This is a genomic window from Curtobacterium herbarum, assembly GCF_016907335.1.
Taxonomy (GTDB): Bacteria; Actinomycetota; Actinomycetes; order Actinomycetales; family Microbacteriaceae; genus Curtobacterium; species Curtobacterium herbarum.
The window spans coordinates 2,876,037-2,889,579 of the sequence record NZ_JAFBBT010000001.1; the positions used below are offsets into that span (position 1 = coordinate 2,876,037).

17 protein-coding genes are annotated in these 13,543 nt (G+C 71.6%); 6 read left to right on the forward strand and 11 right to left on the reverse strand.

All coding sequences use genetic code 11. The features are described from left to right. Nucleotides 1-28 precede the first annotated feature (28 nt). Together purD and JOD51_RS13665 are read left to right on the forward strand one after the other, a co-directional pair. A complete protein-coding gene (purD, locus tag JOD51_RS13660) occupies nucleotides 29-1,315 on the forward strand; it encodes a phosphoribosylamine--glycine ligase (protein ID WP_204609396.1) in 1,287 nt (428 codons plus the stop codon). Continuing rightward, on the forward strand, nucleotides 1,312-2,190 hold the full coding sequence (locus tag JOD51_RS13665) for a phosphoribosylaminoimidazolesuccinocarboxamide synthase (protein ID WP_204609399.1): 879 nt from the start codon (nucleotides 1,312-1,314) through the stop codon (nucleotides 2,188-2,190). Before purD ends, JOD51_RS13665 begins: the two co-directional genes overlap by 4 nt. Nucleotides 2,191-2,232: 42 nt before the next feature. Here the strand turns inward: JOD51_RS13665 and JOD51_RS13670 are convergent, their stop codons facing one another. After that, complete coding sequence (locus JOD51_RS13670) at nucleotides 2,233-3,438, reverse strand: PP2C family protein-serine/threonine phosphatase (protein ID WP_204609402.1); 1,206 nt, start codon at nucleotides 3,436-3,438, stop codon at nucleotides 2,233-2,235. A 103-nt stretch (nucleotides 3,439-3,541) separates the two neighbouring features. Between JOD51_RS13670 and JOD51_RS13675 the strand changes: the two genes are divergently transcribed. Then, a complete protein-coding gene (locus JOD51_RS13675) occupies nucleotides 3,542-3,862 on the forward strand; it encodes a hypothetical protein (RefSeq protein ID WP_204609405.1) in 321 nt (106 codons plus the stop codon). A gap of 109 nt (nucleotides 3,863-3,971) precedes the next feature. On the opposite strand, the gene lepB is transcribed toward JOD51_RS13675, so the two are convergent. After that, complete coding sequence (gene lepB / locus JOD51_RS13680) at nucleotides 3,972-4,649, reverse strand: signal peptidase I (RefSeq protein ID WP_204609409.1); 678 nt, start codon at nucleotides 4,647-4,649, stop codon at nucleotides 3,972-3,974. After that, the gene (locus tag JOD51_RS13685; RefSeq protein WP_204609412.1) at nucleotides 4,646-5,179 is read right to left on the reverse strand and encodes a hypothetical protein; all 534 of its coding nucleotides are present in this window, start codon (nucleotides 5,177-5,179) and stop codon (nucleotides 4,646-4,648) included. Before JOD51_RS13685 ends, lepB begins: the two co-directional genes overlap by 4 nt. 106 nt (nucleotides 5,180-5,285) lie before the next feature. Between JOD51_RS13685 and JOD51_RS13690 the strand changes: the two genes are divergently transcribed. Both JOD51_RS13690 and JOD51_RS13695 read left to right on the forward strand, forming a co-directional pair. Beyond that, the gene (locus tag JOD51_RS13690; protein WP_204609414.1) at nucleotides 5,286-6,065 is read left to right on the forward strand and encodes an SDR family oxidoreductase; all 780 of its coding nucleotides are present in this window, start codon (nucleotides 5,286-5,288) and stop codon (nucleotides 6,063-6,065) included. A 108-nt stretch (nucleotides 6,066-6,173) separates the two neighbouring features. Then, the gene (locus JOD51_RS13695; RefSeq protein WP_204609417.1) at nucleotides 6,174-7,121 is read left to right on the forward strand and encodes a VOC family protein; all 948 of its coding nucleotides are present in this window, start codon (nucleotides 6,174-6,176) and stop codon (nucleotides 7,119-7,121) included. A gap of 34 nt (nucleotides 7,122-7,155) precedes the next feature. Here JOD51_RS13695 and JOD51_RS13700 read toward each other — a convergent pair whose 3' ends face one another. The 8 genes from JOD51_RS13700 to JOD51_RS13735 all read right to left on the reverse strand — a co-directional run bounded on the left by JOD51_RS13700 (nucleotide 7,156) and on the right by JOD51_RS13735 (nucleotide 12,685). Continuing rightward, nucleotides 7,156-8,229 (reverse strand): hypothetical protein, encoded by a 1,074-nt coding sequence (locus JOD51_RS13700; protein WP_204609420.1) that lies wholly within the window; start codon nucleotides 8,227-8,229, stop codon nucleotides 7,156-7,158. A gap of 11 nt (nucleotides 8,230-8,240) precedes the next feature. Beyond that, on the reverse strand, nucleotides 8,241-8,843 hold the full coding sequence (locus tag JOD51_RS13705; RefSeq protein ID WP_204609422.1) for an ABC transporter ATP-binding protein: 603 nt from the start codon (nucleotides 8,841-8,843) through the stop codon (nucleotides 8,241-8,243). After that, entirely contained in the window at nucleotides 8,834-9,892 is a 1,059-nt protein-coding gene (locus JOD51_RS13710; protein WP_204609424.1) for a peptidoglycan-binding domain-containing protein, read from the reverse strand. The genes JOD51_RS13705 and JOD51_RS13710 overlap by 10 nt, the downstream gene beginning before the upstream one ends. Beyond that, nucleotides 9,889-10,245: a hypothetical protein gene (locus JOD51_RS13715; RefSeq protein ID WP_204609426.1), complete on the reverse strand. Its 357-nt coding sequence runs from the start codon at nucleotides 10,243-10,245 to the stop codon at nucleotides 9,889-9,891. The genes JOD51_RS13710 and JOD51_RS13715 overlap by 4 nt, the downstream gene beginning before the upstream one ends. A gap of 247 nt (nucleotides 10,246-10,492) precedes the next feature. Beyond that, nucleotides 10,493-10,774, reverse strand: coding sequence for a hypothetical protein (locus JOD51_RS13720; RefSeq protein ID WP_166779862.1), 282 nt, complete (start codon nucleotides 10,772-10,774; stop codon nucleotides 10,493-10,495). A 406-nt stretch (nucleotides 10,775-11,180) separates the two neighbouring features. After that, entirely contained in the window at nucleotides 11,181-11,795 is a 615-nt protein-coding gene (locus JOD51_RS13725; RefSeq protein WP_204609428.1) for a hypothetical protein, read from the reverse strand. After that, nucleotides 11,780-12,379: a hypothetical protein gene (locus tag JOD51_RS13730; protein WP_204609432.1), complete on the reverse strand. Its 600-nt coding sequence runs from the start codon at nucleotides 12,377-12,379 to the stop codon at nucleotides 11,780-11,782. The genes JOD51_RS13725 and JOD51_RS13730 overlap by 16 nt, the downstream gene beginning before the upstream one ends. 27 nt (nucleotides 12,380-12,406) lie before the next feature. Further along, complete coding sequence (locus JOD51_RS13735; RefSeq protein ID WP_111237830.1) at nucleotides 12,407-12,685, reverse strand: hypothetical protein; 279 nt, start codon at nucleotides 12,683-12,685, stop codon at nucleotides 12,407-12,409. A gap of 137 nt (nucleotides 12,686-12,822) precedes the next feature. On the opposite strand from JOD51_RS13735, the gene JOD51_RS13740 reads away from it, so the two are divergent. After that, nucleotides 12,823-13,389, forward strand: coding sequence for a GNAT family N-acetyltransferase (locus JOD51_RS13740; protein ID WP_204609434.1), 567 nt, complete (start codon nucleotides 12,823-12,825; stop codon nucleotides 13,387-13,389). Nucleotides 13,390-13,543 lie beyond the last annotated feature (154 nt).

Below are 13,543 nucleotides of genomic sequence, written 5' to 3' on the forward strand. Positions count from 1 at the left end.
GGCGAGTCGGGCTCGGTAGGGTGATCGGGTGCGAATCCTCGTCCTCGGTTCCGGTGCCCGCGAGCACGCGATCATCACGGCCCTCCTGGCGGAGAACGCCGCGTCCCCGGACCGCGGCGGCCACGTCATCACGGCCGCGCCGGGCAACGCCGGCATCGCGGCCGACGTCGAGACGGTGGCGCTCGACCCGTCGAACGGCGCGCTGGTGGCGGAGTACGCGTTCGAGAACGACGTCGACCTGGTCGTCGTCGGTCCGGAAGCCCCGCTGATCGCCGGTGTCGCCGACCCGCTCCGCACCCGCGGCATCCCGGTCTTCGGACCCGGCAAGGCCGCCGCGCAGCTCGAGGGCTCGAAGGCGTTCGCCAAGCGGATCATGGCCGAGGCCGGGGTGCCGACCGGACGCCCGGTGTACGCCGGCACGGTCGACGAAGCCGCGGCGGCGCTCGACGACCTCGGCGCCCCGTACGTCGTCAAGGCCGACGGGCTGGCGGCCGGCAAGGGCGTCCTGGTGACCGAGGACCGGCAGGCGGCACTCGACCACGCGGCCTACTGGCTGCAGCACGGGCACGTCGTGGTCGAGGAGTTCCTCGACGGCGAAGAAGTGTCGCTGTTCTTCCTCAGCGACGGGCACGACGTCCGGCCGCTCTCCCCCGCGCAGGACTACAAGCGCCTGGCCGACGGCGACCTCGGGCCGAACACCGGCGGCATGGGCGCGTACTCGCCGCTGCCGTGGCTCGACGAGCGCTGGGGCTCGGAGCAGGTCTTCGTGGACGAGGTCACCGAGCTCGTCGCGCTGCCGACCGTCCGCCAGCTCGAGCACGAGGGCACCCCCTTCGTCGGCCTGCTCTACTGCGGCCTGATCGTCACCGAGCAGGGCGTCCGCGTCATCGAGTTCAACGCCCGGTTCGGCGACCCCGAGACCCAGGTCGTCCTCCCCCGCCTGGCGACCCCGCTGAGCAGCCTGCTGTTGGCCGCCGCGACCGGGCAACTCGGCAGCACCCCGCGGCCGGAGTTCCGCGACCAGGCCGCCGTCACCGTCGTCCTGGCAAGCGAGGGCTACCCGGAGAACCCGGTCACCGGTCGGGTCGTCACCGGCGTCGACGACGCGAACGCCCGCGACGGCGTCGCGGTCCTGCACGCCGCGACCGGCACCCTCGACGGGGACCTCGTCGCCACCGGCGGCCGCGTGCTCAGCGTCGTCGCGACCGGGGCCGACTTCGCCGAGGCCCGCGACCGCGCGTACGCGGGACTGCACGACATCACCCTGCCCGGCGGTCAGTTCCGCACCGACATCGCCACGAAGGTCGTCCGATGAGCACCGCACCCGTCGTCGCCGGCTGGCGACACGTCTCGTCCGGCAAGGTCCGCGAGCTCTACGTCCCGGCGGACACCGCCGACGTCGCCGGCGCCACCGAGTTGCTGCTGCTGGCCTCGGACCGGGTCAGCGCGTACGACTTCGCGCTGGAACCGCCGATCCCCGGCAAGGGCGAGCTGCTGACTCGGCTGTCCCGCTTCTGGTTCGACCAGCTCCGCGACGTCCCGAACCACCTGATCACCCCGAGCAGCACGACGACCCCGGTGCCCGCCGACGTCGACGCCCGCTCCATGCACGTCATGCCGCTCCGGATGTTCCCGGTCGAGTGCGTCGTCCGCGGCTACCTGGTCGGCAGCGGCTGGGCCGAGTACCAGCAGTCCGGCAGCGTCTGCGGTGTCGCCCTGCCCGCCGGGCTGTCGAACGGCGACCGCCTGCCGGAACCGATCTACACGCCGGCGTACAAGGCGCCGCAGGGTGAGCACGACGAGAACATCTCGTTCGAGCGCACCGAGGAGCTGGTCGGACCGGCCGATGCCGCTGCCCTCCGCGACCTGTCGCTCGCGGTGTACTCCGAAGCGGCGGCGATCGCCCTGCAGCGCGGGGTCGTCATCGCGGACACGAAGTTCGAGTTCGGTCGCGACGCCGACGGGCTGATCCGCATCGCGGACGAGGTCCTGACGAGCGACTCCAGCCGCTACTGGGACGCCGCCGCGTACGAGTCGGGCAACCGCACGGACTCGTTCGACAAGCAGATCGTCCGCGACTGGCTCAGTGCGCACTGGGACCGGACGGGTACCCCGCCGGTGCTGCCGGACGAGGTCGTCGAGCGGACGGCGGCCCGGTACCGCGAACTGATCGAGCGCCTCGGGGCCTGACGCCGGGGTTCCGCGCCGTGACCCGCGGCTCGGGCAGGTCCGTCAGGCGTCGCGGGACACCACGACGACGGTCAGGTCGTCACCCGGGTCGTGCTCGATCGCACGCCCACGGACACCGGCCAGGAACGCGCCGAGGTCCGACGACCTCCGGTACAGCGCACCGAGGCGGGACAGCGACGCCAGGGTCGAGTCCCACAGCTCGAGCGCGCCGTCGCTGACCAGCACGAGCGAGTCGCCCGGCTGCAGGACGAGCTGCCCGACGGCACGGTCGATGCCGATCGGGTGCAGGCCGATCGGCAGGTCGACCGAGCGCAGGACCGACTCGGTGCCGTCGGCGTGCAGGTGCAGCACCAGGCCGTGCCCCGCGTCGACGAAGTCGAGGATGCCGGTGGTCGTGTCGAGCCGGCCGTGGAACAGGGTCGCGAAGGCCTCGGCGGCGCTGAGGTCCGGCGCCACCTGCTCCTCGAGCGCGGCGACCGCGGTCGTCGGGACCTCGTTGCACCGTGCGAGCAGCGCCCCGCGCATGCCGGCGGCGAGGAGACCGGCGGCCATCCCCTTGCCCATCACGTCGGCGACGGTCAGGTCGACGGCGTCCCCGGAGACCCGCCAGTCGTGGAAGTCGCCGGACACGATGCCGTGCGGGATCGACGTGCCGCCGATGGTCCAGCCCGGCAGGTCGACGGTCTGCGGCTGCAGTCCCGACAGGACCGCGCGGATCCGGTCGTCGTCGAGGCCGGTGGCGAGCTCGCGTTCCGCCCACACTGCGAGTTCCTGCAGCAGGGCGACGTCGTCCGCGGTGAGGGTCCGGGGCTGCGGGTCGATGAGGCAGAGCGTGCCGACCTTGGTCGCGTCGGCCCCGACGTGCAGCGGCACCCCGGCGTAGAAGCGGACGTTCGGGTCGTTGTTCACCATCGGCAGGTCCGAGAACCGCTGGTCGACGCGGGCGTCCGCCACGACCACGGGCCCGTCCTGCTGCAGGGTGCGACCGCAGAAGGTGTCCCGGAGCGGCGTCGCCCCGGGGAACACGGCGTCGGCCTGCTGGGACTTGTGGAAGAGCAGGTCGTCGCCCGCCAGGTTGAGGAAGGAGCCGGCGACGCCGAAGGCCTCGCGAGCGATCCGGGTGATGCGTTCGAAGCGCTCCTCGGGCCCACCCTGCACGACGTCCAGGGCGGCCAGGAGGGCAGCACGACGAGCGGTTTCGGGAGCGGAAGCCTGATCCGCATGCTGCTCCACGTGCTCGATGCTCATGTCTCCACGCTAACGCGGATAGCGGACAGCACCCTCGTCCAGTGTCCAGAACGCATGCCCCCAGTGGACGGGTCACCCGGCCACCGCCGCGTACTCTGGGGCCGTGCTCCGCCGTGTCGTCCCCGTCCTCGCCCTGGTCTGTGGCGCGACCCTGGCCCTCACCGGCTGCGGCGCGCAGAACCCGACCGGGCAGGTGTCCGTCACGGTGTCGCAGAACGCCGCCGACCACCCGTACCAGGTGAAGGTGTTCCTGCCGAACGGGGAGCCCTCCTCGCACCAGCAGGTCTACCCGGGTGACACCGCGGACTTCGCGGGCGTGCCCCTCGGCGAGGTCACCGTCCGCGCCGGCGACCTGTGCCCGGAGCGGACCCGGGTGCGGGCCGACCAGGTCGCGAAGGTGACGCTGACGACCGTCGGGTGCTGAGCCTCCCGGCCGGGAGGCGCGGTGCCAGCCCGCCTCGCGCCACAAGCCCGGCTGGCGCCGCCAAGCCAGCCGGCGTCGTCAGCCCGCCGACCGCCGCCAGCCCGGCTGCTCACTCCGGGTCCGGGACCGCGTCCCACTCCGCGCCGTAGCGCGACAGCACCGACCACCGGTCGGCCGGCCACGTGATGACGAACGCGCGACCCACCACGTCGTCCAGCGGGACGTTGCCGTGGATCCGCGAGTCCGCCGAGTTGTACCGGTTGTCGCCCATCACCCAGATGCGGCCCTTCGGCACCGTGATCGAGAAGTCATCGCCCGACACCCGCTTCACGTCGGCCGGCAGCCGCACGTACGGCTCGTCGACGGCGTGCCCGTTCACCGACAGCCGACCCTGGGCGTCACAGCACGCGACCCGGTCCCCCGGCAGGCCGATCACGCGCTTGATGAGGTCGTCGCCCTGCCCCGGGCCGAGCCACGCGTTCGGGTCGCGGAAGACCACGACGTCCCCGCGCTCCAGCCGCATCGCGTGGGGCACGAGCTCGTTCACCAGTACCCGGTCGCCGACGAGCAGGGTGTTCTCCATCGACTCCGAGGGGATGTAGAACGAGCGCACCAGGTAGGCCTTCACCAGGAACGACGCGAGGAGCGCCGCCACGACGATGATCACCAGGTCGCGGATGAACCGCCGCGTCGACCGGCGCCGTTCGTCCGCTGCGGCCGTGTCCGCTGTGGCGCTGCTCGATGCGTCGTTGCTGGGTGTGTCGTCGCTGTTCGTCTGGTCGCTCAATGTGTCGCCACGACCTTCACGAGGGAGATCGCGAGGGCGACCGCGGCGAGCACGACCCCGCCCCACAGGCCGAGGAACGACGGCTGCTTGCCGCTGAACCGCTGCAGGAACACCCCGACCAGGCCGATGCGGACGACCAGGATCACGACGGCCGCGATCTGCGCCCACTCCGCCGGCAACCACCCGATCCAGGCAACCGCGTAGAGCACGGCCGGGATCAGGCCGGAGGTCGCGATCGGGTTCGCGTCCCGGGTGATCACGGCGACCGTCTCGCGCCGGGCGTCCTCGTCCCCCGTGGCACCGATCGAGTGCGCGACCAAGTGCGCCAACACGTGCGCCAGGTAGGTCAGGACCGCGGTCGCCAGCACGGTCAACACCGCGGCCCCGTGCTCGATCTGCTCCGGCGCGACGGCGATCGCGACGGCGAGCACGGTGATGTTGCCGTAGATGTACGACGACATGCGGTCGCGGGCGGACTCGACCGGCAGGTCTTCGGGCCGCGGGCCGCGACCTCGGCGTTCAGGGGGCATCGGTCCATCTTGGCCCGTCCCGGCCCGGTCCGGCTGACGAGCAACCGGATGCGATGCCAAGGTGGTCAGGACCGTGCACCGCCGCACGGTCGGGATGGAGGCCCGCATGACCAATCGCAGACCACTCGCCCTGGTGACCGGGGTCGGCCGACGAGCCGGCATCGGCGCCGCCATCGCGATCCGCCTCGCCGCCGACGGCTGGGACCTCGCGATCAGCTGGTGGGGACCGTACGACGAGCGGGTGCACGGGGCAGCCGACCGGGAGGGGGTGGACGCGGTCGTCGCGGAGTGTGTGGCGGCGGGGGCTGCCGTGACGCGCCTCCCGGTCGACCTGGGCGATCCGGAGCAGGCAGCCGCACTCGTCGGCCGTGCCGAGGCCGAGGCGGGCGCACCGGTGACCGCCGTCGTCCTGTCGCACTGCGAGTCGTCGGACTCCGACTTCGCGACGACCACCGTCGAGTCGTTCGACAAGCACCTGGCCGTGAACGTCCGCGCGCCGTTCCTCATCGTCCAGGCGTACGCGCGACGACTGCGCGACGGAGCCGACGCGCCGCTCGAGCGGCGCCGGGTGATCGCGCTGACCAGCGACCACGTCGGGTTCAACCTGCCGTACGGCACGAGCAAGGGTGCGCTCGACCGGTTGATCGTCGGCGCCGCGATCGAGCTCGGCGACGTCCGGGTGAGTGCGAACACGATCAACCCGGGGCCGAACGACACCGGGTGGATGACGGACGAGATCCGGCAGTCCGCCGTCGACCAGACCCCGCTCGGACGGCCGTCGATGCCCACGGACACCGCGGCGCTCGTCGGGTTCCTGTGCGGGCCGGACGGCGGGTGGGTGAACGGGCAGCTGCTCAAGACCGACGGCGGGTTCAGCGCGAAGTGACGGGCGGCGCGGTGCTGGGCGGCGCGGTGCTGGGCGGTGCGGTGCCGTGCGCGTCACGTCGTGTCGCATTTAGTTGACGCGTCAACAAAGTCGGCGCACACTGAGGAGATGAACTCGCAGGACCTCCTCGCCGCGGACACCGGGATGGGCGCCGTGACGCTCCGGGTCGCCGACCTCGACGCCGTGACGGCGTTCTACCGGGACGGTGTGCGGCTGACGGTGCTCGCGCAGGAGGGTGCCCGGGTCGTGCTCGGGCGGCCCGCACCGAGTGGCGGCGCTGTCTCGGCTGGCGGTGCTGTGCCAGTCGGCGGCACTGTGCCAGCTGGCGGCTCGCTCGCCGTGCCGGTCGTCGTGCTCGAACACGAGCCCGCACTCCGACACGCGGGACCCGGGCAGGCCGGACTGTTCCACACCGCCGTGGTCTTCGACGACCGTGCCGACCTGGCAGCCGCCCTGTACTCCGTCGCCACGCGGTACCCGCAGTCGTTCACCGGCAGCGCCGACCACCTGGTGAGCAACGCGTTCTACTTCACCGACCCGGAGGGCAACGGCGTCGAGCTGTACTGGGACCGCGACCGCACCGAGTGGTCGTGGACCCACGGCTCGATCGACATGGACACCGTGTACATCGACCCGAACGCCTTCCTGCAGGAGCACCTCACCGCCGAGGCACTCGAGCACGCCGACACCCGGCCCGGACGCGTCGGCCACGTGCACCTGTCGGTCGGGGACGTGGCCTCGGCGAAGGCGTTCTACGTCGACACGCTCGGCTTCGCGACGACCGCGGCGATGGGCGGCCAGGCACTGTTCGTCAGCGCCGGCGGGTACCACCACCACATGGCGATGAACACGTGGAACTCCCGAGGGGCGGGCCGTCGGCAGCAGGCGCTCGGCCTCGGGCTGGTCCGGATCGAGGTCCCGGCCGTCGACGACCTCGGTGCGCTGACCGCTCGGATGCGGGATGCCGGGGTGCAGACCGCGGACGACGGACGGACGGTCGCGTTCGAGGACCCGTGGGCGAACCGCATCGAGGTGACCACCGCCGGTCGCGGGTGACGTGTCGGGCGTGCACCGCGCCTCCCGGCGACCGTCACCGGGTGCGGAAGTAGCGGTGCAGCGCGCGTTCGCGGATGAGCGGCACCGCGGCTGCGCCACCTGCGACCGCTCCGACGAGTCCGAGCACGCAGAGGACCGCACCGCCCGCGACGATCGGCAGCCCGTCGCCGGGCGGGAGACCGCGGACGAGCACGACGGACACGGCGAGCGCCAGGGCCGCGCCGACCGTGCCCCACGCCAGGTGCTGGACGGCGATCCCGAGTGCCTGCGCCGCCGCGCTGACTCCGACGTGACGGTCCGACGCGATCGACAGCCGCCGCCGCAGCACCGCAGCGGACCCGACGACGAGCCCGAGGGCGAGCGCCACCGACTCGAGCACGCCCGGGGCAGGCGGTTCGCTCGGCAGGAACGTGGTGCCGGACCGGGGGTTCAGCTGGCCGAGCGTCGACCGCTCGCCGTCCGCTGACCCGGACGCCGACAGCAGTGTCCGCCGGAGCGCGCTGACGGCGGTGTCGTCCTCGGGCCAGACGGTCGCCCAGCACGCGTCGAAGGGCGCACCGTCGTCAGCGGTCGGTGCCAGGACCGCGTACGACAGCTCGGGGTCGCGGCCGTCGTCCGGGTACGCGTAGACCCCCGCGACCGGGACCGGACCGTCCGGCGTCGCGATCTGCTGCCCCGGACCGACACCGAGGGCCTCGGCCACCTCGGGGGCGACGACGACTCCCGCGTCACCCGAGGCCCCGGTGACGCTGAACAGTGCCGTCGCTCCGCCGGTCACCTCGTAGGTCGGGATCGACGCCCCCGGGAGCGCCGAGACGACCATGCCGTCCTCGGTCTTCCGGAAGGCCCCGGCGGCCAGCACGTCCGGCTCGTCGGCCAGCGCTGCGCATGCTCGCCCGTCGATCCGCCCGGCTGCGGTGAACACCTGCGTGGCGGCGCCGGATGCAACCCACCGGGCGGCGGCACGGACGTCATCCGCGACGGTGATCGTCCGGATGCCGACGACTCCCGCGAGCAGCACCGCCAGGACCCCGGCGCAGACGACCGCCGCACCCGCGCCCGAGGCGACGTCCCGCCAGCCCTCACGGAGCACCTCCGTCATCCGCATGCCGGGCCGGCTCACCGGAAGGCCCCGAGGTCGAGGACAGCGCCACATGCCGCCCGTGTGGCGTCGTCGTGCGTCGCGACGACGACCGTGGTGCCGGCGGCTGCGAGTTCGGCGATCACGTCGTTCACCTCGGCCGCGGTCGTCCGGTCGAGCTGCGCGGTGGGTTCGTCGACGAGCATCAGCGTCGGGGCCGCGGCGACGCCCCGCGCGAGCATCAGCCGCTGTGCCTCGCCACCCGAGAGTTCGCGGAACCGCGCCGTGGCCCGCACGGCCAGACCGAAGCGCTCGAGGACGACCATCGCCCGGTCCTCGGCCGCACGTCGACGCATCCCGCGGGCGAGCAACGGCAGGGTCACGTGGTCGAGCGCGGTCCGGCGTGCCACCCCGTGCGGGTTCTGGAACACCCACAGCACGGCGGCGTCGTCGGGCAGTTCCACGCGTCCGGATGTCGGAGCGGTCATCCGGGCGAGGATCGCGAGCAGCGTCGACTTCCCGGAGCCGCTCGGGCCGACCAACGCCGTCACGGTGCCCTCGTCGAAGGTCCGGTCGACGTCATGGAACAGTTCGGTGCCGTTCGGCCAGCGGTGCCCGACACCGCGGAGGCTCACCGACACGGCCGGCCGCCGTCCGGTGCCGCGCGGACGCGGTCGAGCGTGGCTCCGGGATCGACGCGGACGAAGGACTGCCCGAGCTCGGAACCGACGACCTCCACCCGGACCGGATCCTCCGCCACCGGTTGCACGCACGCGTGGTCGTCCCGGAGATCCCAGAGCGCGGTCGGCGGTACGACCTGGACCGTGAGCGGGTCGGCGAGCGCCCACGTCGCCGGCAGCGTCGGGACACCGTCGGCGGACGCCACCGTCGCGGCGTACTCCGGCAGCGCGCCGATCTGCGCGAGTGCCGCCGGGTCCGTCACCACCCCGTGGTCGTCGACCGCACTGCGGAACTGCCCGACGGTGACCGCACGCGCGCCGGCCACGACGTCGGCGGGGAGTTGCTCGATCCGTGCTCCGCGGAGTTCGGCGGGCAGCTCGACGAGCGTGCCGTCGGCGTCCACCGGGGCCCCGACCACCGCCGTGCAGGTCCGGACCGTTGCCTCTGCCGCGGGGATCCACGCGAAGGCCGAGCGCTCGATCGTGTCGTCCGAGAGCGCGGAACGGGGAACGTCGTGGGCCAGGAGGAACGACCGCGCTGCCCGGAGCGTCCCCGGTCCGACGATCCCGTCGACCGTGATGGTCGACCCCAGTCGGGCGAGTTCCCGCTGCAGTCCGCGGACGTCCTCACCCCGGTCGTCGTCGTGGAGGTCTCGGAACAGCGGCGTCCCACTGGCCAACGCGATCACCGGCAGGTCGTCGACCCGGGCGATCTCCGTGCCGCTCCGGAGGGCTCCGCCGGTCGAGCACGACGAGGACGTGACGATGCCGGTGCGGCTCGTGACCACGGCTCGGGGTGCACCGGTGTCGAGCGCCAGCTGCACCTGGTGTTCATCGGCGTCCGTCCGCTCGGTGACCGCCACCGTCTCGACCGGGGTCGCCGTCCGCAGTGCCGCGGGCGGGTCGGCCGGGAGCGCAATGACCGCGCCGACGGCTGCCACCGCAGCGACGAGCAGACTGCTGAGGCCGAGGAGCGAGCCGGACAGCGTGCTGTTGCGCCGCACGCTCATCCCTGCCGCCAGAGGCCGAGTGGGTCCAGCCGGCACTGCACGGCAGCGGGGTCGTACTCGTCGAACGAGAACATCCCGGTGTCGTTCTCCGACCGCCACTTCCGCTCGGTGTAGTCCCTCCCGACGAGCACCGACTTCCGGAGGCAGGCGACGGTGATCTTCGCTTCGTCCTGCTTCTCCGGGTTCCGCCGCACCTCGTTGAACAGATACGTGATACTCCTGTCGAACTGGTGAGCACATCTCCGCCTCACGGAGTCGACGATGCCCGTCTCAGGGAGATCCGCTCCGTCGATCCTACTGAGGCTCGAAGTTCCGTCATCGGCCACCTGCAGGTCGTACCCGGCATCACGCATGCAGGCACGGTCTCGGGCCTGCGCGTCCGCGAGCTCCGCTGCGGAGATCTCACCGTCTCGCAGAACCCGAGCCTCGTAGTCGCTGGCGAGTGCCAGAGATTCTCCGAATTCCTGTGCCCAGGGACCGGCGGCCGGAAGGCGCTGGGGAGTTGACGGTGCCGACGCTCGGTCATGGGCGCATCCGCTCATGAAGAGCGTCGCCAACACCATGATCGCAACGCCGCGAGCGCGCCTTCTCAGTACCACCTCAGACCCGGACCATCCCGTACTGCGTCACATTCGCATAGCAAAGCGGTTCGTAGGACCAGGTGTTTGCTTTGGCGTTGTTGCCGTATTTGAGGTCTTTGTTGTTGATGCGATTGAAGTGATGGGCCATTCCGCAACCCGTGTAGTTCTTCCCCTTCATCTGGGTGATCTGCCCCCAGCACGCAGTCGCCTCAGCATCAGCTGCCGTCGCTGTGTCGATTGCGACACCAACACCGAGGATGGTCCCGATGCTCGCAACTCCGACCATCAACTTCATGAGCATTTGTTTCTCCTTCCGCTCCGCGAGCGCCTCGCGGTGAAGTGCAAAGTATTAGGTTTCTTCCATCAGGTCAACTCGAATATGACATCGTCAATGACCCCTGGACTGTTGTGCTGGCGTGACTACGCGCTGAGCCGCAGGAGGAACGACGGCCCCACAGCGCGAGGCGAAGCCCGAGGGCGGCGGGTGCGCGGCACACCCGCGATGCTGTGACCCCACCCTGACCGGGCAGGCGGGCCGTGTGCGCGCTTGGTCAGTTCGTTTCCGATCGAGGCGATCTCGCACGCGTCCTCCTCGGACCACGTGATGCGGAACCCGGACGCATCCGCGTGTCTCCGCTGCTGTGCGAGTCCATGAGTTCCGCGGTGGTCACGCCGCCGCCCGCACACGGCATTGGTGCGCCGCCAGCTCATCCCTGCCGCAAGAGGCCGAGAGGGTCGAGTCGACACCGGGTCGCCTCCGGGGACCACTCCTCGAAGGAGAAGTGGTCATCGGCCTGTTCGCTCCGCCATCGCCGTTCGGTGTAGTCCGCGCCGACGACTCCCGAGCGCTGCAGACAGGCCACCTGGATCGCGGCCTCGGCCCGGTGCTCCGGGTTCCGTCGGACCGCGTCGAACAGCATCGAGATGTCATGGTCGAACCGCCGCGAGCAGTCAGCCAGGTACGACGCCACCTGCTCGATGCTCTCGCTCTGACGATGCAACGGGTCGATGTCGGCAGCACCGTCACGGTGCTCCTCGTACCGGTACCCGTGGCCCCGCATGCACTTGCTCGTCCGTGCTCGTGCATCAGCGCGTTCCTCGGCGGTGATGACTCCGTCCGAAAGGATCCCCACTTGGTACGGAGCCACCGCTGCCTCCGCGAACTCTGCCGCCCAGGGGCCAGCGGCCGCGAAGACCGCTGGGTCGATCCGATGAGGGGTCGGCTCGACGGGATCTGGAGCCGACTGGGCGCATCCGCTCAGGGCCAAGGCGGACACCGCCCACGCCACGCACCACCGCCGCCGCCTCACGGCGTCCGCCACAGCCCGAGCGGATCGAGCGTGCACTGCTTCGCTGCCGTGTCGTACTCCGGGAACGAGAACACCCCCGCGTCGTACTCGGCCCGCCACTTCCGCTCGCTGTAGTCCTTGCCGACCAGCCCGGCCTTCTGCAGGCACCTGACGGTGATCGCGGCCTCGTCCTGCTTCTGCGGGTTCCGACGCGTCTCCTCGAAGAGCATCGTCACGTACTGGTCGTACCGCTCCTCGCAGGCACGGAGGACCGGGTCGGACCGCTCGAAGAAGTCATCCGGGTACTTGCCGTCACGGGACTCCAGCTCGAACCCGCCGTCCGTGGCGTACGCGATGTCGAGCCCCGACTCCCCTAGGCACTGCCGGACGTGGTGGTGCGCGTCCGCGAGCTCCGCCGGCGTGATCTCGCCATCACGGAGGATCGCTGCCTCGTACGAGGAGACGCCGTGCTGCACCGCATCGCGGAACTCGTCCGCCCACGGCCCGGTGGCCGTCAGCGATCTCGCGTCGGACGTCGATGCGGCTCGTCGCTGCTGCCCTCCGGTACAGCCGGCGAGGCCGATGGAGACCACGGCCGCGCCAGCGATGACCGCCATGACGCGGCCGTGCTCTCGACGACGCATCTACTTCGCCGTCATCCCGTACGAGACGACGTTCGCCCAGCAGGCGTTCTGGGTGGAGTACCGGCCCCGCGTCACCCACGCGCCGTACTTCGACTTCGCGTTCTTGATCGCGTCCCAGTGACGCGCAGACGAGCAGGTGTTGTTCTTGCCCTTCCAGATGCTGACCGAGCCGTAGCAGGCCGCCGCCTCTGCCCGGGGTGCGGTCGCGGCGTCGAGCGCCAGGGTGCCGCTGAGGAGCGTGCCGACGACTGCTGCGCCGAGGACCAACTTCGTGATCATCCGAGTTCCTTCCCTCGCCACGAGCTCTCTCGTGGACGGCGCCACGGTAGGGCGATCCGACTCCGGAATGCCAGTTCGCGGTATCCGGAATACCGGCCGTGTCAGCGTGCGCGGCGGTTCCCGGGCAGGATGGTCGGATGAGCGAAGACATCCGGTGGGAGGTGGTCGAGGAGAGCGCACTGACGCTCACCGACCACGAGGCGATCGCGGCGATGCTGGCGCAGGCGTTCCCGAGCTGGTCGCACTGGTACGTCGGCGGTCGGAGCTGGGCCGGCATGCAGCCCGAGCGGCGGGTGCTCGGCCGGACCGAGGACGGCGTCGTCCTGGCCCACGTCGGCATCCGCCGGATGTTCGTCACGGTCGGGGGCGAGGACGTCCTGGTCGGCGACACCGGTCTGGTCGGTGTCTCACCCCGCCTGCAGGGCTCCGGGGTGGGTCGCGAGCTCATGGAGCGGGTGCACGACGTGCTCGACGGGCTCCGCGTGCCGTACGGCTTCCTCGGTGCCGGCGAGGACCGGATCCCCTTCTACGCCCACCTGGGCTGGCACGAGTTCCCCGAGGCGGTGGGTACCTTCAGCGCCTTCACCGCGGACGGTGCCGGCATCGTCGAGACCGAGCAGGGCGGCTGGATGGTCCGTCCGGTGACGGCCCGGCTCGAGGACTGGCCGGAGGGTCCGATCCTCCTCAACGGCCAGCAGGTCTGAGGGGCCCGGTCCCGACGCGCCCGACTGCGGTCGCCGAGCGGTCAGGAACGGTCGCACCGGGCCTCCCGGAACGACGATTGCTGGCCACTCGACGGAACTGAGCGGGGAGTCGCGACCGCTCGCCGCGTGCCGCACGCCGATCAGGCGGGCCGCC